Genomic DNA, 24043 nt, shown 5'->3' with positions numbered 1-24043 from the left:
ACCAAAGAGCTCTTACCGCTCCCCTCTTGCCCTAGTCGCGCTGATGAAAGCGCGCACACCCGCTTCCACTAACAAAGCCGATATTCTGGCCGATGTACTGGCCGCCGCCTCCTTTGCTAATGACATTTGGTAAGCCTGCTCCGAGCGAGCCGAGACCGAGAATCAACAACGCGCCGGCACAGGCATCTAAGATCCGCGCTTTAGGTTGATGCCAACGTGTAGCGTACGCGAGCGCGGAGCCCGCGACGACACTCACGATCCCGAATATGGCAATCATTTATTTTCGTTTCCAAACTTATTGAACTTGAAATTGGCTTAAGGCGACCTGGACAAATAGCGTCATCTGGAGCTTGGCATCCAGCCACGACTTCCCATGCGATATGACCCTCTGGAAGAATGACGGCGCCACGGATTCTGATCACTTCCTGCTTTGCGGCGGTGGCCCGTTCCAATATCTCATCAGGCTACGGATGCGCCGTCACTGTCATCTCTCATTTGAGATACGAAAAGCGCACGCAATCCGCGCACCGAGGTGACCAACCTCTGGCGCGCCACTAGAGACGACGTAGCAATAACCTGACCCTCGGGATCATATGCCGACCGGAATGCGTCGGTCTTATCCCATTTGGGAGATGACCTATTGAACCGAATACCTACTCATTTCGGAGTGAGGCGGTGCTTCGCGGCCTGTCCCAGCGTCGTCTGCCGAGGAGAAGCCGGCGCAAGGACCGCAGGAGCGGTTTATGCCGGTCAGTGAAATGCATATGAAGTATCAACTCTCGCATTTAGGAAGGTTTGGTATGGCAAAAGCGAAATTGTTGTCGGCAGTCGTCGCCGCATTGTCACTCATCGCGGCCGCAACGTCCCCCGCGCTGGCGCAGGAGAAGTTGGTCGGCACCTATGGTGAGGTCCGCTCCGTCTTGTCGTTCAAGGTGTCTGAGACGGCTCTCCAGAAATTTGTACCCGCGGGCTGGGAATTGAGCGCCTCCGGTACCGGCCCGTCCAAAGGGGCCAATCTGAATTTGGTTCTTATCGACGCCCTCACCACGCAAGGTCCGGACGGGAAGCCTGAGAACGGCCCGCGGATCGCCGCACTGGTTTTTCCAGCAAGAAAGACCGGAACGGACGCGACGGTGCCGATGGTTTTTGCTGGATTCACGTCCAGCGCCAACTATGTTCCGGGCGCCTATGGCGTGTTCGAGCTTGCCAAGACGACCATTGTGCGGACCGCACGCACTGATCCAGAGGGTAAATCAGGCGCAGATGAATCCTGGGATTTCCGGGTTGATGACAACACTGGCGTTTCGGTTCAATTGCAATTCGCTCACGCGCCTTCAGCAAGGACCAAACGGGAAACCCGGGTCTACTCAGCAAAGACGCCAGACTTGTATCGCATCTACCGCATCGAAGAGGCGCTCGACGTCGTACGAAGCACTGAGACGGGAATCGATCGAGTCCAGCGCGTTACGTTCAAGATCAGGGGTTCGAACATTGCTCAACTCTTCGACGGTTCAGAGAAGCTGGTGAGCATTACGTCCATCCCCTGGTACACGCGTCAAGTCTTCCTCCCGAGCGGCGGCACACAGTGACCCACGTTCAATGTGTTCGAACGCTGTGAAGTTTTAATCAAGGAGACGACACATGCCTGACGCATTCGTCGCGACAAGACGAGCTTCATGGATAGGAGTATGCGCACTCGGATTGGTGATGTTGATCGCTGTTCCGGCTGGCGCTCTCGCGCAGAATCCGTCTTCCGCCGAGGCGCGGCTAAAGGATTTGAACATCACGCTGCCGCCCGTGCCACCTCCGGTGGCCAACTACGTCGATGCGGTTCGGGTCGGAAATCTGCTGTTCCTGTCGGGAAACACTCCGGCTCGTGATTGGAAGTACAAGGGTAAGGTGGGCAAGGACCTCACCGTAGAAGAAGGCTATGACACGGCGCGCCAGGTTGGGTTGATCATGTTGGCGAAGGTGCGCGTTGCGCTTGGCAGCCTTGATCGCGTGAAGCGCGTGGTAAAAGTCTTTGGCATGGTCAACTCGGCTGAAGATTTTGGCGATCAGCCGAAGGTTATCAACGGATTTTCCGATCTGATGGTGCAGGTGTTCGGCGAGCACGCCGGCAAACACGCTCGATCCGCCGTCGGGATGGCGGGCCTTCCGTTGAACAACGCCGTCGAGGTTGAGATGATCATTGAAGTAGCAGAATGATGGGCCAAGGGATTATGGCTGGAGCACAATCGCTCTCGGAGACGCCAGCATCGAGAAGCCCTCCAGTGGTGGTTCTTAAACCTCGGCTCTGCCTGTCGAACGGCTCCGCCGGACGAAAAGTCAGGCCGGGAATGGTGCCGACCGCAAAGTGGCGAAGTCATTCGACTTGCTGGCAATTCTGCGCTTGATCCCACCGAACGGAGATGCCGACACGGCATGAGGGGGTGTCTCTAGGCAAGCGTGGAGAGGCGATGAGGGGTAATCAGCCGCGCGCACTTCGGGCCGAAAATGCTGCGAGCTCGGCGGCGGACTGCAAGAAGAGTACCGCCGCTCAACACCAAGACAACTAGCGAGCGCGTAGCACGAGATAAGACATTTGCTAATTAGTCAGATCTCAGCTCTTCGCAGAGCCGCCGTTGGAAGGCATGGGCCTCTCGGCCGAGGCGGTTGCTATACCTCCTCGCTGGAACTGGAGGATTTCCTTCGCTGGCGGCCCATCAGCGCCGCATGTGCTCGATCTCCGAGCGGATGAATTCGAGGGGCGGCATTCTTGGTTCAAAACAGGTGACGATCTTCATAAGAACAAAATGGGAACTTAGAGTCAGTCCGTTTGAACTGAAGCCCTTGGTTCCGAGTTTTAAGATCGGAGCAGGTTAGGTTCATAGATGCATCATCCGTATATGTCTCCGGTCTCAAGGCCCGACTTGATCTTGAAGCTCTGACACAACACCACCGTGTGCAAAGGGCATACACATGCGCGCAAAATGGGTGCAATCCGTAGCAGGGCTCGCGCTCGATGCAGTGTTGGCAAGCGGCATACTCGCCTCGTTTATCTCGATCGTTGTCTTTCTTTTGCTTGCACGAGACTGGCACTACGCTGATCTGCAGACGATCGCGACCACCTTTTTGCTTTTTGCTGGTATCCTGTACGCTCTGCGTCACTTCCGTCGCCGGGCATACGGCTTTGCCGAAGTTGGATTCGCTCTCGGCTTCTTTGCATATGCACTGTTCACGATGAACAAGCCCACCGATCTCATGAACTTGATGTTTCAATGCGCCGCCGCGATCTATGTAGCTATCCGTGGCTTCGACAATATCGTGCTCTTTCACAAGAACAGACCGGTGGCCGAAAAGGCGCCCATCCCAGGCCCGTCGTGCACAGCCCCGGAAGCTGATTGCAAAACGTGATGCGGTTTGCTCTAACTGTCCGGCGCAAGGACTAGTTGCCGTGCCAAAAGCGTGCCATGCCGATTTGGGCGGGTCGGAAAAAACAAACAATCTCAAGGGATTGCGGGCGTAGTTCAATGGTAGAACGGCAGCTTCCCAAGCTGCATACGAGGGTTCGATTCCCTTCGCCCGCTCCAGCCTTCAGGCAAATGTCGCGGGACAGTTTGTCGGCATGGCAATGTATTTGGCGACAGCAGGAGACGTGACGTGAGGTTGCTTGGAGCGCTGCTGCTTGCGCTGGGCGTGCTTTGGATGACGAGGCCGGCATCCGCGCAAATGTATGATCCGCGCTATCCCGTCTGCATGCATGTTTACGGTGAGTTGGTCGGCGAGCGCATGGACTGCATCTTCACGTCGATAGATCAGTGCCAGGCCAGCGCTGTGGGCATGCCGGCGACCTGTCTGGTGAACCCTTATTTTGCGCCAAGGTCGGCGCGTCCGCATCGGCCTGAACGATGACCTTTCCGCCCGTATCGCGAGCGTTCATTTGAGATCAGTGCATGGCATGGTGGTACTACGCGTTCTTCGCGATCGTTCTGCTCGGATGTTGTGCATTGGTGGTTCGCGCCCGTCGCGGCAGCAATACGCGAGAAGACGAGGAACTGAACCGGCGGATCGATGAGCGCGTCGATCGGCTCGACCTCACCCGGCGCAATCGCGACAGGGATTCCTGACCCAGGGGATCCGCAGACGGCCTTCGCTATTATCCCGGGATATTACGGCGATCTGTTCACGCAACGTGCGCGCCTAACGCACCGTACTCGACCTGTTCTTCTCACAACGCGCAGTTATGTTTCCGTAGTTCTCCGCGATTGAGAACGAAGTTCCGCCGGAACGATGTCGCGGGTTCCGGCATTGGTCGAATAGAGCCGACCGACCTCCGGCGAGAACGGTCGGTTCAAGCCCGCGCCAGGCCGTTCCCTCTCAACAGCCCCCTAGACGGCCGGCGCGGGTCCTTATCCCGGTCCTGCTCGATGTGGCGAGGCTGCGCGCCGGGCGAGTATCGCTGACGTTGTGCGATAGATTCAGCGCCAGCCCAAAGCGGGCGCGATCTGGGTCAAGATCGTCTCGATCACATGCGCGTTGTAATCGACGCCGAGCTGGTTGGGGACGGTCAGAAGCAAGGTATCGGCCTCTGCGATCGCCTCATCCGTCTTGAGCTGCTCGATCAGCCTGTCCGGCTCGGCGGCGTAGCCGCGGCCGAAGATCGCGCGCGTCCTCTCGTCGATGAAGCCGATCTGGTCTTCGTCCTGCCCGCTGCCGAAATAGGCGCGGTCGCGATCGTCGACCAGCGCGAAGATGCTGCGGCTCACCGAGACCCGCGGCTCGCGCGTGTGCCCGGCCTCCTTCCAGGCGGCACGATAGGCCCGGATCTGGGCCGCCTGCTGTATGTGGAAAGCCTCTCCGGTCTCGTCGTTCTTCAGCGTCGAGCTCTGCAGGTTCATCCCGAGCTTTGCCGCCCATACCGCGGTGGCGTTCGAGCCGGCGCCCCACCAGATGCGCTCGCGCAGGCCTTCCGAGAGCGGTTCGAGCCGAAGCAGGCCGGGAGGATTGGGAAACATTGGCCGTGGATTGGGCTGCGCAAAGCCCCGGCCGCGCAGCATGTCGAGGAAGATCTCGGCGTGACGCCGGCCCATGTCGGCGTCGGTTTCGCCCTCGCCCGGCTGATAGCCGAAATAGCGCCAGCCATCGATCACCTGCTCGGGTGAGCCGCGGCTGATGCCGAGTTGCAGGCGTCCCCTCGCGATCAGGTCGGCCGCGCCGGCGTCCTCGATCATGTAGAGCGGATTTTCGTAGCGCATGTCGATCACGGCGGTGCCGATTTCGATCCGGCTGGTCCTGGCGCCGACGGCCGCCAGCAGCGGGAACGGCGAGGCCAGCTGGCGAGCGAAGTGATGGACGCGAAAATACGCGCCGTCCGCGCCGAGCTCTTCGGCCGCGACCGCAAGGTCGATGGATTGCAGCAGCACATCCGCGGCCGAGCGCGCCTGCGACTGCGGCGAGGGCGTCCAGTGCCCGAACGAAAGGAATCCGATTTTCTTCATGCCGGCAATGTAGGGATGTCCGCGACGAATTGCGATCCGCAGATGTGACCCAAGGATGACTGAAAGTGTTTACCAGCCGGGAGATTTTTCTGCGGCAGATGTTGCGGGTTTTGCAGATCGGGCCGTTGCGCAAGTGCTGCATGCGTGCAGGTCTTGCCGCCTGCGCCGCGGCATGACTTGCGATCCCGGGGCGCGCCGCCTAGCTTTGCGCCACCATTTCTCCCGCCAACACCTTCCCGCAGGTCCCGATGTCGCAGCCGCTTCTGTTTCAGCCGATCACGCTTCGCGGCGTGACCTCCCGAAACCGCATTCTGATCTCGCCGATGTGCCAGTATTCGGCAACCGACGGCCTCGCCAATGACTGGCATCTCGTGCATCTCGGCAAGTTCGCCCAGGGCGGCGCCGGGCTCGTGATGGTCGAGGCCGCAGCGGTGACCGCGGAGGGCCGCATCACCCATGGCGACGTCGGCATCTGGAACGACGAGCAGATCGCGCCGCTCGAGCGGATTGCCGCCTTCCTCAAGGACAATGGCGCCGTGCCCTCGATCCAGCTCGCGCATGCCGGCCGCAAGGCCAGCATGCAGCGTCCATGGTACGGCAATGCCGCTCTCGACGAGGCCGACCGCGCTCGCGGCGATCTGCCGTGGCGGACGGTGGCGCCGAGCGCGATCCCGATGGAAGACGGCTGGTTGATGCCGCACGCGCTCGAGGTGGCCGAACTCGCCGCGCTGCGCGAGCAATGGCGGCGCGCCACCTTGCGCGCGGTGGAGGCCGGCTTCGAATTCGTCGAGGTGCATTGCGCACATGGCTATCTGCTGCACGAATTCCTCTCGCCATTGTCGAACCGCCGCACCGATGCCTATGGCGGTGATCGCGCCGGGCGGATGCGCTATCCGCTCGAGATCATCGAGACCGTGCGCGCGGCCTGGCCGGCGGAGCGGCCGCTGTCGGTGCGGATCTCCTCGGTCGACGGTATCGACGGCGGCCTGACGCTCGAGGACCAGGTCGCGTTCGCCCGCGAAGCCAGGGCGCGCGGTGCCGATCTGATCGATTGCTCGTCGGGCGGCCTGCTCGGCTCGGCGACCGCGGCGCGGATTCCGCGCGGCTACGGCTTTCAGGTGCCCTATGCCGATGAGATCCGCCGCGCCGCCGACATTGCGACCATCGCGGTCGGCCTCATCCTGCATCCGCAGCAGGCCGAAGACGTCCTCGCCAAAGGCCAGGCCGATCTGGTCGCGATCGGCCGCGAGGCGCTGTTCGATCCGAACTGGCCGCTGCATGCCGAGCTTGCGCTCGGCGGTGGAGGTGGCGAGGTATTCGCGTCCTGGCCGAAGCAGTATGGTTGGTGGCTGGAGCGGCGCGAGCCCGGCCTGCGCCGGCTCGATGGCCCGCCGCTGCCGTTCCGCCAGAGCTGACAAGAAAATCCGACAACCACCTGGGAGGTCGTTATCATGACAGCAGTCGCAAAGCGCCCCTATCGCGGCGTCTTCCCCGTGGCGCCGACCATCTTCGACGCCAACGGCAATCTCGACCTCGACGGACAACGGCGCTGCGTCGACTTCATGATTGACGCCGGCTCCCACGGCATCTGCATCCTCGCCAATTTCTCCGAGCAGTTCGTGCTGACCGACGCCGAGCGCGAGACCGTGATGCATACGGTGCTCGAGCATGTCGCCGGCCGCATTCCCGTCATCGTCACCACCACGCATTTCTCCTCGGCGGTCTGCGCCGCGCGCAGCCGCGAGGCGGAAGCCGCCGGTGCTGCGATGGTGATGATCATGCCGCCCTATCACGGCGCCACCTTCCGCGTCGGCGAGCCAGGCATCTATGAGTTTTATCGGGTGGTGTCGGATGCCATCAACATCCCGATCATGATCCAGGATGCGCCGGTCGCGGGCACGCCGCTCTCGGTGGATTTCCTGGCACGGATGGCAAAGGAGCTCGCCAATGTCAGGTACTTCAAGATCGAGGTGCCGATGGCGGCGAACAAGCTGCGTGGCCTGATCGAAAAGGGCGGCGCCGAGATCGAAGGGCCGTGGGACGGCGAGGAGGCGATCACGCTGATGGCCGATCTCGATGCCGGCGCCACCGGCGCGATGACCGGCGGCGGCTATCCCGACGGCATCCGCCAGATCATGGATCCGTTCTTCGCCGGCCGCCGCGACGAGGCGGTGCGAGCCTATGCGCGCTGGCTGCCGCTGATCAACTACGAGAACCGCCAATGCGGGCTGCAGGCCTGCAAGGTGCTGATGCGCGAAGGCGGCGTCATCAAGTCCGATGCAGTGCGCCATCCGCTGCAGCCGCTGCATCCGGCGACGCGCGCGGGGCTGATCGAGATCGCGCGGACACTCGATCCGGTCGTGCTGCGCTGGGGGCGATGAGAGGGCGCCTGATCAGGCGCGTCCGGGCCTTTAGGACGCTCTCTCGATCGCCGGCGCGCATGGACGTTGATCTGGCGAGCGGAGCCGGTGTGGTGGGCTTGGCTGAAGGGCTCGGGCGAAACCTTGTCGAAGCATGGTGCCCGCTGCCGCTCTTGAAATCCTCGTGCCTGATCATCACCTTGGGTGGAGTACGCGATCATCGACCCTGCTTGAGTTCGCTGCAGTAAGCTTGGTTCGCCGATGGTCGTGCATGGCTGCCCGGACAAGGAGGGGGCCATGTTGCGATGTATCCGCTTGGCGGCACTCACCTTGGCTGCCGCATTGATATCGACGGTGGCTGGCGCAGCGCAGACTTGCGCCTCCCGGTCCGATTTCGTGACCTTCCTCAAAGACCATTTCGGCGAGGTTGAGGTGCACCTCGGATTGTCCGATCGCGGCCACCTCGTGGAGGTCTTCGTTTCGCCGGCGGGTACCTGGACGATCCTCTTGTCGCGGCCTGACGGTTTGTCCTGCCTCGTCGATGCGGGCGAGGCCTGGATCACGACGGTCCCCCCATCACGCGACGCGCGATTGCTGCGCCTCGTCGTGCCGGGTCCCGTGCACTGAACCTGCGCAAAGCACGCTACGCGTCCCACGTCACCGGTAGATCCAGGAGGCCGCGGAACGCCCAGCCGCCGATCCGCGCCGGCTGGTGCGCGATCAGGCGCAGATTCTTCAGCCGGTTGAAGATCGCGGGCAGCGCGACGTCGGCGACCATGGCGCGCGAGGCCCAGGCGCCGGCGCAGAAATGCGGACCGGCACCGAACGCGATGCTCTTGCTGGCGTCGCGGCGCACGTCGAACGCGTCGGGCTTGTCGAAGTGTTTCTCGTCGCGGTTCGCCGAGCCGAACATCAGGAACACGCGCTCATTGGTCTCGAAGGCGACGTCCCTGATCGTCCAGGGCTTTGCGATCCGCCGCGGCGACATCCCGATCGGCGAGATCCAGCGCGCATATTCCTCGAACACCTGCAGCCACGGGATCGTGCCGCTCGTCGCCAGCGCAAGCTGGTCGGGATGAGTCAGCAGCGCCCATACCGTGCCGGCGATCGCATCGCGCGGCTCGTTCTGGCCGCCCGAGATCGCAAGCTTGATATTGGCGCGCACGCTCTCCATCGGCATGTCGGTCTGCAGCATCACGCCGAGCAGGCTGAGGTCGGGCGTCTTGCGCAGCCTGGGGACCATGTCGTCGATCGCGGCATCGATGCCCGAGGTCGCCGCATGGCAGCGCGCCTCGATCGCGGGATCGCCGACATAATTGGCGATGCCGTCGATCATGCCCTGCGACCACGCGTTCATATCCTGGAAGCGCATATTGGTGAGGCCGGTGATCGACTTCAGGCATTCGGCCGAGAACGGCAGCGCGAACGCCTGCACGAAATCGACCACGCCGTCCGGCTTCAGTTCGTCGAGGATGCGCGTCGCGTGTGCTGCGAACTGCGCCGTCCAGTGCGATCTGACGGTTTTGGGCGAGATCGCCGGAAAGATCGCCTTGCGCTCGTTCATGTGCGCATCGCCGTCCTTGCGCATCATGTTGTGGCCCATCAGTTTGTTCATCAGCCCTTCGGGCTGGTGCGACGAGAACACGTCGATCTGCTTCTCGGAGATGAAGATGTCGTCGCGGCTGCACAGCAGCGTGCTGCCGAGTTGCGGCACGAAGGCGATCGGCGCCTCCTTGCGCATGCGCGCCAGCGCCGGGTAGGGATCCTGCCAGAAGGCGGGGACGTCGATGTCGAAATGGGGCGCGGTGCTCACGACGTGATCTCGGTTTGGCCTCAGGTTTTCGAGCCGAGCATAGGCCGGGCGGCGCGGCCCGTCTGTCCCCACCGCTGGGGACAGCTGGAGGCCGCCGCGTGGAGCGCGCTCAGTTCAGCTGGCGCGCCGAGGCCATCAGGCGCAGCGCGATCGCGAACAGCTCGTTCTGCGAGGAGATGCCGAGCTTGTCGTAGGCACGTTTGCGATAGGTGAGGGCGGAGTGCAGCCCGATGCCGAGCTCGGCCGCGATCGCTTCCGAGCTGAGACCGGAGAGGATGCGCAGGCAGACCTCCTGCTCACGCCCGGTCAGCCTGGCGAGCGGCTCGGCGGTTGCAAACAGGGTCTTCAACCGCTCGATCGGATCAATATCCGCTGCCGGGTCGCGCTGGAAATGCCGCGCCACAGCCGCCGTCAACGCCGGCGCGACCGCGGCCAGGCGCGCGATCTGCTCGCGGCTGAAGCGGCCTTGCGCGGTGATCTGGTAGAAGTTGACATAGAAGCAGGTGTCGCCGGTCCAGATCGCGGAGGCGAACTTGTCGACAATGTCGGAGTCGTCGAAGAAGATCTTGCGGTAACCGTCGCTGTACATCCGGCGGGCAAAGTTCGGCAGCACGATCGGCGCGGCCTGCGTCCGCCCCTCGAACACCGCGTCCCGATTCGGGTCGGCCTGATGGAAATGTTCGGAATAGGCGATCCCGAGGTCGCGCCCGGTCGGGATGTTGCCGACATCGAGCAGGCACGCGGCGGTTCGCGGGCCGGTGAACGAGAATACCATGCAATGACCGACACCGGCGACGCGGCGCAGCGCGCCGATCAGGGCTTGCGGAAAGCTGTCGCGGCCGATCGCCAGCAGCGCCGGCGTGATGTCGCTGACGACAGAAGTCTTGAAGGCGTAATCTGCCTTCATGGCGTCCTCCCTGTGTTTCGGAAAGACTAGAGCCTTTTCCGTTCCGATGGAATCGGAACGGGGCTCTGGATTCTTTGTTTTGACGCGTTTTCTTGACGCGAACCGGGATCCACTTCGCTCGAAAACGCTCTGGCAGCGACCTCGCCGGCGTGGAAGCGGCGCCTCAGGCGCCCGGCACCTGGTCGAGGAAGCCGGTGATGCTCCTGATCCGGCCGTCCTTCAGCATGGCGAAGTCGGTGCCCTTGATCGGGCTGTCGACGCCGTCAGGGCCAAGGCCCCAGGAGAACCGGACATGGTCGCCGAAGCCGTTCGGCTCCCCGATCAGCTTGAAGCGGAAGTCCGGAAACTTCTGCTGCACGCCCGCGATCAGCGCGTCGACGCCCTCATGGCCGTCGCCGCTCATCAGCGGATCGATATAGCGCGCATCGGCGGTCCAGTTCTCGCTCAGCATCTCGCGGCGCCGGCTCGGCGTCCGCTCGTTCCAGAGATCGATATAACGGCGGGCGATGGTGGCATGGTCGGTCATGGTGCTCTCCTTCGATAGTGCCGGACTGTGCGGCGGTCCGGACTATCGAAGGTTTGCGTGCGCCGATCGATTACCTCTGAGGTCATCGCGCGGGCTATGGTGCGATGGTCAGCACCGCCTTCATGTTGGGATGGTAGCGGCAGTAATAGTCGACCGTGCCGGCCTTGGTCAGGACCGACTTGATTGTCTTCTTCGGCGCGATCGTCACGTCGAAGTCGCCGTTCTTCGCGGTGGCGGTGTGCGCCAGCACGTCCTTGTTGACCCATTCGATGGTGTCGCCGACCTTGGCCGACGCCTCGGCCGGCGAGATCACCATATTTTCCATCACGATCTGGATGGTGGCCGCATGCGCCGGGACGGCGATCGCGCCGAGCGCGAGCAAAGCCAGCGTTGCGAGACTGCGTACTGGCAACATCGCGCGCCTCCTTACTTCAGGCCGGCCGCGACGTGTTCGGCATGCTGCTGGTGGCCCTGGAAGATCTTCAGGCCGGTCTGCAGCAGGCCCTTCAGCTCGGGGTTGCTGGCCGAGGGGATCAGCTGCGTCTCCAGCGCGGTGTTGACGGCCTTGTGGTAGGCGACCTCGTTGTCGATATAGGCCTTGTCATAGGCGGCGCCCTTCAGCTTGCCGAGTTCGGCAAGCTTGTCGGCCGCCTGCTTCGACAGCGTCTTGCTGGTGTCGTTGTCCTCGGGCGTCACCTTCAATTTCTTGACGAGGTCGAGCGCCTGCTTGTTCACCGCCTCATGGTCGCGCGCCATGTCCTTGGCGAACGCCTTGACCTCCTTGTTGGAAGCCTTCTCTTCCGCCTGCTTGGCGGCATTGATGTCGATCACACCGGCCGTATAGGCGATGTGTGCGATCTGTGGATCGGTCGGCTTTGCGCCCTGCGCCAGCGCAGCGCAGTTGAGAAGGCTGAGCGCGGCGACCGCGATACCCAATCGAACGAACATGGTTTGACACTCCTGTTGAGCCGGGCGTAGCGCGCGGCGCGTCGTTGCTTGCACAGGAGTTGGATGGTGCGGACGAGCAGAGGTTCCCGAAAAATTCAGGCCGTGGCGCGCAGCCGTTTCAGAACCGCCTCGGTCAATCGCTCGCAGCGCTTGCCCGCGAAGGGGAAGGCCTCCATGACGACGGGGCCGATCTTCCGCTCGACATTGTCGCGCAGCATGGTCCGGGCGCGGTGCAGGCGGGTCTTCACGGTTTCCGGCTTGAGGCCGAGAATTTCAGCGGTCTCCTCGACATTCATGCCCTCGATCACGCGGGTGATGAAGACGAGGCGGAACGCCTCGGGCAACTCGTCGATCGCGTGCTCGACGACGTGCTGGATTTCGCGCTGGGCCATGGATTTTTCCGGATCGTCCGTTGACGACAGGGGGAACTGGATGATCTGGGCTTCAGGAGCACCTTTCGGCAGATCGGACCATTCGACGCTGCTGTGCCTGCGGCGCAGGCGGCCGAGCGCCTCGTTCATTGCGATCCGCGACAGCCAGGTCGAAAGACTGGAGTCGCCGCGGAACTGGTCGAGATGGGTAAAGGCGCGCACATAGGCGTCCTGAACCACGTCCTCGGCCTCGTGGTCGTTGCGCAGGATGCCGCGCGCCAGCCGGAACAGCCGGCGATTGTTCGCCTGCATGATGGCGCGGATTGCGGCCTCGTCGCGGGCGAGCGCGCGTTGCACGAGCTCGGCATCGCCCGAGCTGGTCGGCGGCAGGGACGTTACATGGGCCTGGCGCATGGCGGGATCGCCCTCACTGTTGGCGGAATAATACCATTGGATGCCAACCGGCCGTACAGGTTCCCGGGAAAATGGTGATCGGCCAAAAAGACCGCTACGGCCTGATATAGGCCTCCGGATCGCCGCGTGCATGCGCCTCCATCGCATCGAGGAAGCAGCGCGCCTTTGCCGGGACAAATTGCCGCGCCGGCAACAGCGCATGCACGTTGAGCGGCTCGCAGGCATGATCGGGCAGCAGCCGCCGCAACTCGCCGGCCGCGACGACGGCGCGGGTATAGCTGGCGGTGACCCGCAGCACGCCGTGGCCGGCGAGCGCGGCCTGCAGCCGGACATGGGCATTCGAACTGGTCAGGCGTGCGCGATCGACCGCGAGATGCTCGACCGCGCCGCCGGGGGCGGTGATCGCCCATGGCGGATCGCTGGGGCCGGTCAGCAGCGGCAGCTTTCTCAGATCATCCAGCGTGCGCGGCTCGCCGAATTTCTCCAGCAGTGCCGGTGCCGCGAACAGGCCGCGCTCGAGCGTGAAGACGCGGCGGATCACGATGCCGGCCGACGGCAGCGGCGCCTCCAGCATCGCAAACACGATGTCGTAGTTCTCGGCGATCGGACTAACGATGTCGTGCTCGACATCGATCCGGATCGAAAGCTCGGGATAGCGGCCCATCACCGCGCAGGCGACCGGCCCCGCATGATGCGCGCCGAATTCATAAGGCGCCTTGATGCGCAGGGTGCCGGCGACCGCGCTCGACATCGCCAGCGCCTCGCTGTGGGTGTCGTGCAGCGCCGCGAACAGCGGGCGCACCTTGCGATAGATGGTCTCGCCGGAATCGGTCAGCCGCAGGTGGCGGGTGGTGCGCTCGATCAGCCGCAGTCCGAGATTGGCCTCGAGACGCTGCACCGCAGCACTGAGGCTCGATTTGGGATGGCCGAGCACGCGCGCGGCCGCGGTGAAGCCGCCATGCTCGACAACCTCGCAAAACAGCTCCCAGTCGCGCCACTCCATGGCCGATTGTCCATCCACCGGTACAGTGTGTCCAGCCAAATCGGATTATCCCGGTGACCGCAATCACCTAACCTCGTCGCAACCAAATCTTGCATCGGGAGGGTGAGATGGCTGACGACGGAATTTTCCTGCGCAACGCCTGGTACGTGGCGGCGCTGAACCACGAGCTGATCGACGGCAAGAAATTGGCGCGCACCATCCTGGAGCGGCCGATCGTGATCTATCGCGGCGCCAGCGGAAAGGTCGTCGCGCTCGACGACCGTTGCTGCCATCGCGCCGCGCCGCTCTCGATGGGGCGCGTCGAGGGCGACGACATCAGGTGCATGTATCACGGCATGAAGTTCGCGGCCGACGGCAAGTGCATCCAGATCCCGGGCCAGGACGCGATCCCTGCCAAGCTCGGCGTGCGCAGCTATCCCGTGGTCGAGCGCTACAATTTGATCTTCATCTGGACCGGCGATCCCGAGAAGGCCGATCCGAAACTGATCCTCGACTATCCGCCGCTCGAGGATCCCAAGTGGCGCGGCCTGCCCGGTTACATGCACTACAAGGCCAATTGGCTCCTGATCGTCGATAACCTCAGCGACTTCGCGCATCTCGCCTTCGTGCACACCAACACGCTCGGCGGCTCCGAGGAATACGCCTACAAGACCAAGCCGGTCGCGATCGAGAAACTGGATGACGGCTTCCGCGTCGAGCGCTGGCACATGGGCGCCGATGCACCGCCCTACCACAAGAAGGTGATCTCCAATCGCGACGACAAGGTCGATCGTCGCAATATCGGCCGCATGATCGTGCCGGGCATCTTCACGCTCGACACCACGTTCGCGCCGGCGGGACAGGGCGTCGAGAAGGGCGTCCAGGTTCCGGGCACGCGGTCATATCGCAACGCGCAGTTCATGACGCCGGAGACGCGCTCGTCCACGCACTTCTTCTGGAACTATCTGCACGATTTCGACACCAACAATCCGAACATCGCGCTGTCGCTGCGGCACAGCCTCGAGGAGGCCTTCAACGAGGACAAGGATTTCATCGAGGCGCAGCAGAAGGTGCTCGACGTCGACCCGGACTATCAATTGCTGGCGATCGGCGCGGACGCGCCGCTGACTTATTTCCGCTGGCTGTTCGCGCGCAGGCTCGAGGCGGAGAAAGGCACGGCACGCGCCGCCTAGAGCATGATCCGGAAAAGTGTGAAGCGGTTTTCCGAAAAGATCATGCTCAAACAAGGAGCTAAAGCTCGATGATGATTCAACGCAATCTCATCGCGCTTTAGTCCGCTAAAACGACGGCTTTTGCTGCTTGGCAGCAAGCCGCGCCGGGGTCGCGAGATCGTGACATCCCGGCGTGGCTGCCGCTCCAGCCGGTTTGGCGTAAACTGATCCGGGCCTGAATTTGTCGGCGTGAAGGTGACCCGCGTTGGCCAGACCATCCCGGTAGCGATCAATCGGTGAATGAGCTTGCCCGAAAAGACGGATCCATCGGATCGAAGTGCGAGCACCCGCTGGGCGCAGGACGCCTGGCTATGGCCGTTTGAAGCCGCGCGATTGGCGCTGGACATCTACTCGCAGTGGTACCCCACGCGTCCGCCCGAGCCCACGGATTCGCCGGGCGAAGCGGCGGCGCTGCCCTGGACGACAGCCCATTCGCTCGCGCTTCAGCTGCCGTCGATGTGCCTGCTGGATTTCTCGAGAGCGGCCGAAGGCCGGCCGCTCTTGGTCTGCGCGCCCTATGCGCTGCATCGCGCGCAGATTGCGGATCTTGCCCCCGGCCACAGCCTGATGGAGGCGTTGCAGAAGGCTGGCGTTGCGCGTCTCTATCTCACGGATTGGCGCTCGGCGGCACCGGAGATGCGATATTTCTCGATCGACACCTTTCTGTCCGATCTCAACGTGGCCGTCGACACGATCGGGCCGCCGGTCGACCTTGCAGGTCTCTGTCAGGGCGGCTGGCTGTCGTTGCTCTATGCGGCGCGCTTTCCGGGCAAGGTACGGCGGCTTGTGCTTGCCGGCAGCCCGGTCGACGTCTCGGTGCCGTCGGAGCTTTCCCGGATGGTCGCCTCGCTTCCACCGCAAGGCTTCGAGGCGCTGGTCCGTCAGGGGGATGGGATCATCAGCGGCAAGCACATGCTGCAGGCCTGGAGCATCCCGTTCACCATGCGTGACGCGGAAGCCGCGCTGCAGAGGCGGCTCGACCGCAATTCGGAGGATGCGCGGGCGTTGCTCGATCGCTTCACGCGCTGGAATGATGAGACGCTCGATCTGCCGGGCGCCTACTACCTCGAAGTGACCGACTGGATCTTTCGCCAGAACCGGATCGCGGCTGGAGACTTCCTCGCGCTTGGCTGCAAGATCGATCTCGCGGCCGTGAAGCAGCCCGTCTTCCTGCTCGCCGCAGAGAACGACATCGTTGTTCCGCCCGACCAGGCATTTGCGACAGCGCGGCTCTTGGCCACGCCGCCCGCGTGGCTGCAATGCCATACCGAGCCGTGTGGTCACCTCGGACTGTTCATGGGCTGCAAGGCTCTCGCCGGTTCATGGCGCCGGATTGCCCGCTGGCTGCAGTCCGATCTCGGTGAGGCTGCGGGCGAGCGAGCGCGGATCAGCGCGTGAGTGCAAGATGAAAAATGCCCCGAATTGCGCTTGCAATCCGGGGCATCCGGTATCCTTCGGATGACGTGCGTCGCGTCTATTTCGCCGCGACGACCATGATCTCGACATTGTACTGCGGCGCCGCCAGCTTGGCCTCGACGGTGGCGCGGGCCGGGGTGTTGCCCTGCGAGACCCAGCCGTCCCACACCGTGTTCATTTCCGGGAACGTTTTCATGTCGGTGATGTAGATCGTCGCACTGAGCAGCTTCGACTTGTCGGTGCCGGCCTTGGCGAGGTGGCCGTCGATGATCGACAGGATGTCCTTGGTCTGGTCGGTGACGCTGCCGCCCGCTGCCTTGCCGGCGACGACGCCGGCGAGATAGACGGTGTTGCCGTGCACGACGGCCTGGCTCATGCGCGGGCCGGTTTCGAAACGCTGAATGCTCATTTGGGTCTCCACTGAATGGCGGGCATGTCTATAGCGTTTTCAAGCGACGTGACTACCGGTTCGCGTGAGGAAAACGCGTCAGAACAAGAGATCGACAGGTTTGGTTCTGATTGATCAGAACCAAACCTCCTCTAGCCTGTCGCGGCGAGCGCCGCCACTGCACAATTTGCAGCACTGTTCACGGAAATCGCGCAAAGAACGCCCAAATCGTGTCGGCGCCGTCGATGTCGCCGTTCTGCGGTCCGAGCAGGGTGGTCGCCAGTTTTGTGAAATGCGCGTCAGGGAAGTGGCCGGGCATGCGATGACCGCCGCCATTGACGCGGTAAAGCACGACGTCGCGTCCCTGCGGGCAGGCCGAGTCGATCCGCGTGACGGTCGATCGATCGGACGGATTGCGATCGGGCAGATCGGTGGTTGCGGCGTCCCTGGTCTCGCAGCCATTGATGCGTCGCCAGAATTGCAGCGTGCGCTCGGCGGACCAGAATCCGTCGACCGCGAAAGTGCTGGTGCCGCGTCCACCTTGATAGGGGATCAGCGGATCGACGGTGCCGTTCATCAGGAGCATCGGCACCGGACGCTGTGGCCGGCAGGCGAGGGCGGATTCATCGGTCAGGTTCATGACGACACTGGCCGCCGCCGCGAACAGGTCGGCGCGCTCGCAGGCCAGCGTCATCGCCATTGCGCCGCCATTGGAGATGCCGGTGACATAGATGCGCCTGGGATCGGCGATGCCGTCGCCCACGAGCTTCGCAATCAGCTGGGTGATGAAGGCGACGTCGTCGGTGCCTTCCGGCGGCGGATTGCCGGCGCGCCGCTCGTCCGGCCGGGAGTCGGCCCAGGCGCGGTTCAACCCATCGGGAAAGGCCACCGCAAAGCCATCGCGCTTGGCGATCAGTGGCCACGACGTCCGCGTAATCATGTCGGCGCCGCTTTGGGTCTTGCCGTGCAGCACGATCACGAGCGGCGCGGGCCTGGCGGCCGGAGCTTGCAGCGTGAAGGTCCGTGTGGTGGCGTTGATGACAAGCGAATCCGCAGCCGCCGGCACACCGCTCAACGCAAGTGCGCCAGCCAGAGCCAGCAAGCCGATTGGGCACTGTCGCATCGAAACCCGCCCTGCTGCGACGATTGCAGCACGCCGGCGAGGCGGGTTCAACCTGTCTGTATGGAGCGTGGCTTCACGATCAGGCTGGCGCTTGCAATGTATCTGCCCAGCGCGTGAACAGCGCGATCTGTTCGGTGGGCCATGCGCCGTCGCACGGCATGGTGCCGGCCTCAAGGCGGGCCAGTATCTGCCGGCAATGCCTGGCGACATCCGCCTCCTTCCAGAGATCGAAGGCGAACAGCATCGAACTGCGGTCCATCGGCCGGAACAGCGGTCGGATGTGTTGTTCGAATTGCACGGCCTCGCCGGGGCCGGGGAGTGCCACGCTGATGTCGTTTGCGGCCTGCGTATCGCTCGCGGTTGTGGACGGCCGTGCGGCCGGCGTCGCGTTGCAGACCCACCACCATCGCGGCACCGGCATGTTCGGCGGCGGTGCCGCGCCGGCACCGGAATTCTCCACCGCGATCCGCGAGCCCCATTCGATATAGGCGACGAAGGCGGCGCGGAATTCCGGATCGCTCGGCAAGCCGGCATCGTCGGCGCTCTGCACCATGTAGGTCGCCCACAATGCGCGCTGCTCCGGCCGGATCTCCTTGCCGATATGCTGCGACACCATCCGCCGATAGCCGCCATAGCGCTCGGTGTAGAAGCGTGGGCCGCCGAACACCTCGCTGAGCCACGCCGCCACCCGCTCGGGATGGTCCGGCGACATCTCGGCGAACAGCGGGCCGAGCAGCGGATCTTCCGGCACGTAACGGCTGTAGAAGATGCGCGTCATGTCGAGCAGCGCCGGATAGCCGCCGGCCCATTCGAACAGCGTCGGCTCGCGCATCGGATCGGGAACGGGATCGCGAAACGCGACGTTCCAATGCATGCCGCTGCAAAGCGGCTTGTTCAGCGACGCGCCGCAGCGGCACAGGCTGACATGCTCCTGCGACGCGCCCGCGTTCCGCGTGATCGATGCACCATCCTCATCGATCAGCTCGACATGGCCGGTGACGCGATAGGGCCCGTCCTTCGACACTTCGATCTGCGGCGGCCGGCTGACGTCGGACAGGTTGTCGTCACGTTTGGCGCCGATACCAATGCCGAGCGCGCCCGACGGGCATCGGCGCACCGCGTTGATGAGATCGTCCAAGCGTGCGCCGCTCGGCGCAATGAACGGCTCTTCGCCGAGATGAAACACCGAGGTGAGCCGGTCGGTGCAGAAGCCGGAATGGGCGCAGGTGCCGCGATTGTCGAACACGAACGCCTGCTGCCCCGCATAAACGTCGAGCCTGTCCGGCGCGCGCCGCGGATCCCTGGCGTCGGTGAAGCCGCGCGCGACGTGGCTGTCGTCGCAGAACGGCTTGGTCTGCGATTGTCCGCAGCGGCAGAGCCGCATTTGCGCCTCGGCTGCGATCGGCACGCCGAGATGATCGACGACCGGAATGCCGGGCTCCGGTTCGTAAGGCCCGTTGCGTCTGACGACGATGCGCTTGCGCGGGTGTTGCTTGTCGCTTGGACCTTGGGCGGAATTGTCGTCTGTCATGCCTTGCAATGATCCCTGAACTCGCCCAACCCGTGCAATGCGTGCTTAGATGGATCGATGGCGGCTCTCAACGAACCAGATGGAAAGTGCCGCGGGAGAGTTGCAATGATCCGCAAGACCAAGCGCAAATATGGTTGCCCGGTCGAGTTCTCGATCGATCAGCTCAGCGGCAAATGGAAGACGGTGATCCTGAGCCGGCTCAAGGTCCGGCCGATGCGCTATGGCGAATTGCGCCACGACATCCCGCAGCTCAGCGACAAGGTGTTGACCGAGCGCCTGCGCGATCTCTGCAACTCAGGTTTCGTCAAGCAGGAGCGCGGCGGCGGCTCCTCGCGCTATTGCCTGACCAAGCGCGGCGAGATGCTGAAGCCGATGCTGCAGGCACTCTACGATTGGGGCGAGGCCAACGCCGACACGTTCGGCGTCCGCTTCCTCAGCGCGGAGGCGGATTAGAGCAAGATGTGCAACTTCGGAATATTAGAAGAATGCCTCTGAGTTGCCCGACGTGTCAAGTTGCTTGGTCGAGCGCCGGCCACCGCCCGCTACTTGGTACTTTGCATGGGGTTGTTTTCGATATTTTGACCCGCCCCCGGCGACGGTCGCATAAGCACTAGTCCAGAGAGCGGATTTCCGGCGGAACCTTAAGCAAGGAAAGCCCGTTGTCGCGGGATGTTGGGGGTAGTCAACACAAGGAATACTCATGCGCATCCGTATCTCTACGGCGTCCGTCATCGTTGCGGCGCTCTCGCTCGGAACACCTGCTTGGGCGCAGGTGCAGGGAACGCAACCGAAGGCGATGCCGCAGGCTCAATCTGATCAGCCCACCGCCATCCGGAGCATCCAGGTCGTGGACATCAAGGAACTCAAGCCCGACGCCCGGTCAAAGGTCGAGGCTGTCGTCGCAAAGGCAAGCGAAGACGACCTGCGGAACCTTCGCGGTTCCATCGACGCGTCTGAAGAAGCAGTATCCGCGCTGAAGGCGAAGGGCCTCAGCTCGGCACAAGTTGTCGCGGTGAATCTCACCAACGGCATCCTGACGCTCTTCACCAAGACCGCCTGATCGCAACAGGCTCGGGGAACTTCTGCTGAAAAGCCCGCCGGTTCCCGCCGGCGGGCCGACGACTGGATTTCGGAGTAGCACGCCTCAGTTCACCGCCTTCGCCGCCGCACGTCCCGCGTTGCGGCCCGAGAACAGGCAACCGCCGAGGAACGTGCCCTCCAGCGAGCGATAGCCGTGCACGCCGCCGCCGCCGAAGCCGGCGGCTTCGCCGGCCGCGTAGAGCCCGCGGATGATCTGTTGATCCGTACCGAATACGCGCGAATCGAGATCGGTCTCGAACCCGCCGAGCGTCTTGCGGGTGAGGATGTTGAGCTTCACCGCGATCAGCGGGCCGTGCTCGGGATCGAGGATACGGTGCGGCTTCGCGGTGCGGATCAATTTGTCGCCGATATAGCGCCGCGCATTGTGCAGGTTCATCACTTGCGCATCCTTGACGTAGGGGTTGGTGATCTCGCGGTCGCGCGCCTCGATCTGCGCCTTGATGGCGTCGAGCTGCAACAGATCGTTGCCCGCGAGCCTGTTCATGGCATCGACGAGATCGGCGAGATTGTCGCGCACGATGAAGTCGGCGCCGTGCTGCTTGAACGCCTCCACCGGCGCCGGCGCGCCCTTGTTGGTGGCGCGCTTGATCGTCATGCGCCAGCTCTTGCCGGTGAGGTCGGGGTTCTGCTCGGAGCCGGACAGCGCGAACTCCTTCTTGATGATGCTCTGGGTCAGGATGAACCACGAATAATCGTAGCCGGTGCCCATGATGTAATGCAGTTGCCCGAGCGTGTCGGAGCCCGGGAACAGCGGCGCCGGCAGCCGCTTGCCCGTCGCGTCGAACCACAGCGACGACGGTCCCGGCAGGATCCGGATGCCGTGACGCGGCCAGATCGGGTTCCAGTTCCGGATGCCCTCGACATAGTGCCACATGCGGTCGCGGTTGATCAGCCGGCCGCCCGCCGCCTCGGTGATGCCGATCATGCGGCCGTCGACATGTTCGGGCACGCCGGAGATCATGAATTTGGGCGGCTCGCCGAGCCGCTTCGGCCAGTTCTGCCGCACCAGATCATGATTGCCGCCGATGCCGCCGGACGCGACGATCACGGCTGGTGCGCGGAAGGAAAAATCGCCGACGACGTTGCGCGAGGAACTCTTGCCACGCTCGACCGAGCTCGGTTCCAGGATCGCGCCGCTGACGCCGTCGACCGCACCGTTGGTGACGCTGAGCGCATCGACGCGGTGGCGGAACTTGAATATCAGCCGTCCGCTTTTCGCGGCCTCGCGCGCGCGGCGCTCGAACGGCTCGACGATGCCGGGGCCGGTGCCCCAGGTGACGTGGAAGCGCGGCACCGAATTGCCATGGCCCATCGCGTCGTAACCGCCGCGCTCGGCCCAGCCGACCACCGGGAAGATGCGATGGCCCATGGCGCGCAGCCAGTCGCGCTTCTCGCCGGCCGCGAATGCGACATAGGCCTCGGCCCATTTGCGCGGCCAGTAATCCTCCTCGCGATCGAAACCGGCGGTGCCCATCCAGTCCTGCAATGCGAGCTCGACCGAATCCTTGATGCCGAGCCGGCGCTGCTCCGGCGAATCGACCAGGAACAGGCCACCGAACGACCAGAAGGCCTGGCCGCCGATACTTTGTTCCCCTTCCTGGTCGAGCACGATGACGCGCTTGCCTGCGTCGGCGATCTCGGTTGCGGCCACGAGACCGGCAAGCCCCGCACCAATCACGATCACATCTGCATCGTCAGCCATGTTTTAGGTCCCCCGTCCCGCCGAGATTCAAGACCGCCTCATTGCGTGCGGTCAACGCCAAATGGACCTTGCCTGTGGCGGCGGAGCACCAAGCACGTGCGCCGCGCTGTTCCAGTTTGGGACCTTTCCCCAGTCCCACTGCAGCGTGCGCGCAACACCCAATTTGAATTTGTTTTGACCGGCTTCGCTCGTCTGGACAAAAATCCGCGCGCACAACACGCTCACGATTGTCTTGCATCACAGACCAAACAGATTCGGTTTCGACTGGGGCTGGCCAAAATGAAGTTGATGACGGGGTTGCTCGCTGCGGTTCTCCTGCTGGCGGGAATGGGGGTGTCTCAAGCTGTAGTCAGGATCGCCGACGATCGCGGCGGCAAGATCGGCGTCTATGTCGACAGGTATCAGGACCTGCGGACTTCGGGCGAGACGGTCATCATCGACGGGCTGTGTGCCTCGGCCTGCACCATCGTGCTCGGCAAGGTTCCTCACGACCGGATTTGTGTGACCTCGCACGCCAGCCTCGGCTTCCACGCAGCCTGGGACTACGGCGATAACGGCCGCCCGGTCCCCAATCCTGAAGCCACCCATATGCTGTACCTGATGTATCCGCCGGCGGTACGCAGATGGATTTCGGGGCGTGGTGGCCTGACCCGGCGCATGATCTTCCTGCGCGGCAAGCAACTGCAGGCGCTGTACAAGCCGTGCTACCTTAACGCCCAGGCCTCGGCGCCGAAGCCCGCGCACTGAGCTCCGGCTGCTTCTCTGTTTGAGACCCTCGTCGGCCATTGGCCTGGGCAGACGCCGGGGCATGAACGCGCCGGCACCGGAATCGCTCGCCATCATTTGACGGCCTGCGACCGCCATTGCGCTTGCTGCCTGCCGGAACCCGGCTTATCTCAGCCTTATGGTTCAGCCGATCTCCACCCGATCCGAGCTCGTAACGGCTCCACAGACCCGGGTGGCGTCTGCGATCCTGTGGGGCGCGGCCGGCATCGGCGGATTGGCCCTGCTTGCCGCCGCCGCACTCTGGTTCCACTACGGGACCGCGGTGTTTTTCGAAATGATCACCGCCGGCATCTCCGCCTGCTTCTGACAAGGACGCCCTTGCACCATGCCCCGGACCACGCGCCCATTGGTGATCTTCGCTGCCTTCGCGGGCAGTCTGGCGGTCGGCCTGTTCCTCATGCTGTGGGCGATCGGCGGCTTGCGCACCGTTGCCGCGCCGGCCGCGATCGGCGGGGCGTTCCAGCTCACCGACCAGTCCGGCCAAACCGTTACCGACAAGAACCTCCAGGGCAAGCCGACCCTGATTTTCTTCGGATTCACCCATTGCCCGGACATCTGCCCGACCTCGCTGTTCGAGATCTCGGAGGTCCTGAAGGCGATGGGCAAGGACGCCGATCGCGTGAACGCTTATTTCGTCTCGGTCGATCCGGAACGCGACACCGCCACCGCGATGAAGGATTACCTGTCGAGCTTCGATCCGCACCTCAAGGGCCTGACCGGCGATCCCGCCGCGATCGCCAAGGTGCTGTCGAGCTATCGTGTCTACGCCAAGAAAGTGCCGCTGAAGGATGGCGACTACACGATGGACCACACCGCGCTGATCTATCTGATGGACCGCGACGGTCATTTCGTCGCGCCGTTCAATCTGAAACGGACGCCGGAAGAGGCGGCGGCCGATCTCAAACGGTACCTCTGATCGCCATTTCCGGTTCAGAATTAACCCAATCGGCGCTCGCTTCAGGC

At 63.4% G+C, this 24043-nt stretch carries 29 protein-coding genes and 1 tRNA gene; 16 read left to right on the top strand and 14 right to left on the bottom strand.

What is annotated here, in order from left to right:
* Positions 1–31: 31 nt before the first annotated feature.
* A complete protein-coding gene (locus QA635_RS38865; protein WP_283065160.1) occupies positions 32–277 on the bottom strand; it encodes a hypothetical protein in 246 nt (81 codons plus the stop codon).
* 466 nt (positions 278–743) lie between these two features.
* Between QA635_RS38865 and QA635_RS38860 the strand changes: the two genes are divergently transcribed.
* The 6 genes from QA635_RS38860 to QA635_RS38835 all read left to right on the top strand — a co-directional run bounded on the left by QA635_RS38860 (position 744) and on the right by QA635_RS38835 (position 4109).
* The gene (locus QA635_RS38860; RefSeq protein WP_283065158.1) at positions 744–1589 is read left to right on the top strand and encodes a hypothetical protein; all 846 of its coding nucleotides are present in this window, start codon (positions 744–746) and stop codon (positions 1587–1589) included.
* A gap of 118 nt (positions 1590–1707) precedes the next feature.
* Positions 1708–2208 (top strand): RidA family protein, encoded by a 501-nt coding sequence (locus QA635_RS38855; RefSeq protein WP_283072082.1) that lies wholly within the window; start codon positions 1708–1710, stop codon positions 2206–2208.
* 753 nt (positions 2209–2961) lie between these two features.
* Positions 2962–3396: a hypothetical protein gene (locus QA635_RS38850; RefSeq protein ID WP_283065156.1), complete on the top strand. Its 435-nt coding sequence runs from the start codon at positions 2962–2964 to the stop codon at positions 3394–3396.
* Between the two features lie 102 nt (positions 3397–3498).
* Positions 3499–3572: transfer RNA gene (locus tag QA635_RS38845), tRNA-Gly, on the top strand.
* A gap of 115 nt (positions 3573–3687) precedes the next feature.
* On the top strand, positions 3688–3894 hold the full coding sequence (locus QA635_RS38840; RefSeq protein WP_283072081.1) for a DUF3551 domain-containing protein: 207 nt from the start codon (positions 3688–3690) through the stop codon (positions 3892–3894).
* A 41-nt stretch (positions 3895–3935) separates the two neighbouring features.
* Complete coding sequence (locus QA635_RS38835) at positions 3936–4109, top strand: hypothetical protein (protein ID WP_194295406.1); 174 nt, start codon at positions 3936–3938, stop codon at positions 4107–4109.
* A gap of 351 nt (positions 4110–4460) precedes the next feature.
* Here the strand turns inward: QA635_RS38835 and QA635_RS38830 are convergent, their stop codons facing one another.
* The gene (locus QA635_RS38830; RefSeq protein WP_283065153.1) at positions 4461–5480 is read right to left on the bottom strand and encodes an LLM class flavin-dependent oxidoreductase; all 1020 of its coding nucleotides are present in this window, start codon (positions 5478–5480) and stop codon (positions 4461–4463) included.
* A gap of 248 nt (positions 5481–5728) precedes the next feature.
* Between QA635_RS38830 and QA635_RS38825 the strand changes: the two genes are divergently transcribed.
* The 3 genes from QA635_RS38825 to QA635_RS38815 all read left to right on the top strand — a co-directional run bounded on the left by QA635_RS38825 (position 5729) and on the right by QA635_RS38815 (position 8467).
* Positions 5729–6895, top strand: coding sequence for an NADH:flavin oxidoreductase/NADH oxidase (locus tag QA635_RS38825; protein ID WP_283065151.1), 1167 nt, complete (start codon positions 5729–5731; stop codon positions 6893–6895).
* Between the two features lie 36 nt (positions 6896–6931).
* Positions 6932–7861, top strand: a complete 930-nt coding sequence (locus QA635_RS38820) for a dihydrodipicolinate synthase family protein (RefSeq protein ID WP_283065150.1) — start codon at positions 6932–6934, stop codon at positions 7859–7861.
* A gap of 294 nt (positions 7862–8155) precedes the next feature.
* Positions 8156–8467: a hypothetical protein gene (locus QA635_RS38815; RefSeq protein WP_283065148.1), complete on the top strand. Its 312-nt coding sequence runs from the start codon at positions 8156–8158 to the stop codon at positions 8465–8467.
* A 16-nt stretch (positions 8468–8483) separates the two neighbouring features.
* Here QA635_RS38815 and QA635_RS38810 read toward each other — a convergent pair whose 3' ends face one another.
* From QA635_RS38810 to QA635_RS38780, 7 genes are all read right to left on the bottom strand, one after another.
* Positions 8484–9653, bottom strand: a complete 1170-nt coding sequence (locus QA635_RS38810) for a cytochrome P450 (RefSeq protein WP_283065147.1) — start codon at positions 9651–9653, stop codon at positions 8484–8486.
* A gap of 109 nt (positions 9654–9762) precedes the next feature.
* A complete protein-coding gene (locus QA635_RS38805) occupies positions 9763–10560 on the bottom strand; it encodes a helix-turn-helix transcriptional regulator (RefSeq protein WP_283065145.1) in 798 nt (265 codons plus the stop codon).
* A 163-nt stretch (positions 10561–10723) separates the two neighbouring features.
* The gene (locus QA635_RS38800; protein ID WP_028339048.1) at positions 10724–11086 is read right to left on the bottom strand and encodes a nuclear transport factor 2 family protein; all 363 of its coding nucleotides are present in this window, start codon (positions 11084–11086) and stop codon (positions 10724–10726) included.
* 94 nt (positions 11087–11180) lie between these two features.
* Positions 11181–11501: a cupredoxin domain-containing protein gene (locus QA635_RS38795; RefSeq protein ID WP_283065142.1), complete on the bottom strand. Its 321-nt coding sequence runs from the start codon at positions 11499–11501 to the stop codon at positions 11181–11183.
* A gap of 11 nt (positions 11502–11512) precedes the next feature.
* Positions 11513–12034 (bottom strand): DUF4142 domain-containing protein, encoded by a 522-nt coding sequence (locus QA635_RS38790; RefSeq protein WP_225160937.1) that lies wholly within the window; start codon positions 12032–12034, stop codon positions 11513–11515.
* 95 nt (positions 12035–12129) lie between these two features.
* The gene (locus tag QA635_RS38785; protein ID WP_028339045.1) at positions 12130–12819 is read right to left on the bottom strand and encodes an RNA polymerase sigma factor; all 690 of its coding nucleotides are present in this window, start codon (positions 12817–12819) and stop codon (positions 12130–12132) included.
* 94 nt (positions 12820–12913) lie between these two features.
* Positions 12914–13861: a LysR family transcriptional regulator gene (locus QA635_RS38780; protein ID WP_283065139.1), complete on the bottom strand. Its 948-nt coding sequence runs from the start codon at positions 13859–13861 to the stop codon at positions 12914–12916.
* A gap of 68 nt (positions 13862–13929) precedes the next feature.
* Between QA635_RS38780 and QA635_RS38775 the strand changes: the two genes are divergently transcribed.
* Positions 13930–14994, top strand: a complete 1065-nt coding sequence (locus tag QA635_RS38775; RefSeq protein ID WP_283065137.1) for an aromatic ring-hydroxylating dioxygenase subunit alpha — start codon at positions 13930–13932, stop codon at positions 14992–14994.
* On the opposite strand, the gene QA635_RS38770 is transcribed toward QA635_RS38775, so the two are convergent.
* Positions 14991–15380 carry a hypothetical protein gene (locus QA635_RS38770; protein ID WP_283065135.1) on the bottom strand — a complete coding sequence of 130 codons (390 nt, stop codon included), beginning with the start codon at positions 15378–15380 and terminating at the stop codon, positions 14991–14993. The genes QA635_RS38775 and QA635_RS38770 overlap by 4 nt on opposite strands.
* On the opposite strand from QA635_RS38770, the gene QA635_RS38765 reads away from it, so the two are divergent.
* Positions 15367–16431, top strand: a complete 1065-nt coding sequence (locus QA635_RS38765) for an alpha/beta fold hydrolase (protein ID WP_425249102.1) — start codon at positions 15367–15369, stop codon at positions 16429–16431. The genes QA635_RS38770 and QA635_RS38765 overlap by 14 nt on opposite strands.
* 76 nt (positions 16432–16507) lie before the next feature.
* On the opposite strand, the gene QA635_RS38760 is transcribed toward QA635_RS38765, so the two are convergent.
* The 3 genes from QA635_RS38760 to QA635_RS38750 all read right to left on the bottom strand — a co-directional run bounded on the left by QA635_RS38760 (position 16508) and on the right by QA635_RS38750 (position 19491).
* Complete coding sequence (locus QA635_RS38760) at positions 16508–16858, bottom strand: RidA family protein (RefSeq protein ID WP_283065133.1); 351 nt, start codon at positions 16856–16858, stop codon at positions 16508–16510.
* Between the two features lie 178 nt (positions 16859–17036).
* Positions 17037–17960, bottom strand: coding sequence for a CE1 family esterase (locus QA635_RS38755; RefSeq protein WP_283065131.1), 924 nt, complete (start codon positions 17958–17960; stop codon positions 17037–17039).
* Between the two features lie 79 nt (positions 17961–18039).
* Positions 18040–19491 (bottom strand): CDGSH iron-sulfur domain-containing protein, encoded by a 1452-nt coding sequence (locus QA635_RS38750; protein WP_283065129.1) that lies wholly within the window; start codon positions 19489–19491, stop codon positions 18040–18042.
* A 105-nt stretch (positions 19492–19596) separates the two neighbouring features.
* On the opposite strand from QA635_RS38750, the gene QA635_RS38745 reads away from it, so the two are divergent.
* Together QA635_RS38745 and QA635_RS38740 are read left to right on the top strand one after the other, a co-directional pair.
* Positions 19597–19944, top strand: a complete 348-nt coding sequence (locus QA635_RS38745; RefSeq protein ID WP_163153530.1) for a winged helix-turn-helix transcriptional regulator — start codon at positions 19597–19599, stop codon at positions 19942–19944.
* A 247-nt stretch (positions 19945–20191) separates the two neighbouring features.
* Positions 20192–20551, top strand: a complete 360-nt coding sequence (locus QA635_RS38740) for a hypothetical protein (protein ID WP_038384505.1) — start codon at positions 20192–20194, stop codon at positions 20549–20551.
* Positions 20552–20635: 84 nt separating this feature from the next.
* On the opposite strand, the gene QA635_RS38735 is transcribed toward QA635_RS38740, so the two are convergent.
* Positions 20636–22294, bottom strand: coding sequence for an FAD-binding dehydrogenase (locus tag QA635_RS38735; protein WP_283065125.1), 1659 nt, complete (start codon positions 22292–22294; stop codon positions 20636–20638).
* Positions 22295–22573: 279 nt separating this feature from the next.
* Here QA635_RS38735 and QA635_RS38730 point away from each other — a divergent pair, with 279 nt between their 5' ends.
* The 3 genes from QA635_RS38730 to QA635_RS38720 all read left to right on the top strand — a co-directional run bounded on the left by QA635_RS38730 (position 22574) and on the right by QA635_RS38720 (position 23996).
* The gene (locus QA635_RS38730; protein WP_057016040.1) at positions 22574–23041 is read left to right on the top strand and encodes a hypothetical protein; all 468 of its coding nucleotides are present in this window, start codon (positions 22574–22576) and stop codon (positions 23039–23041) included.
* Positions 23042–23252: 211 nt separating this feature from the next.
* Positions 23253–23387 carry a hypothetical protein gene (locus QA635_RS38725; protein WP_276486903.1) on the top strand — a complete coding sequence of 45 codons (135 nt, stop codon included), beginning with the start codon at positions 23253–23255 and terminating at the stop codon, positions 23385–23387.
* 18 nt (positions 23388–23405) lie between these two features.
* A complete protein-coding gene (locus QA635_RS38720; protein ID WP_057016042.1) occupies positions 23406–23996 on the top strand; it encodes an SCO family protein in 591 nt (196 codons plus the stop codon).
* Positions 23997–24043: the final 47 nt, after the last annotated feature.

The sequence above is a fragment of the Bradyrhizobium brasilense genome (assembly GCF_029714345.1).
GTDB lineage: Bacteria > Pseudomonadota > Alphaproteobacteria > Rhizobiales > Xanthobacteraceae > Bradyrhizobium > Bradyrhizobium australafricanum.
Note: the sequence above shows the minus strand (reverse complement) of the source record. Positions and strands in the feature narration are given on the sequence as shown.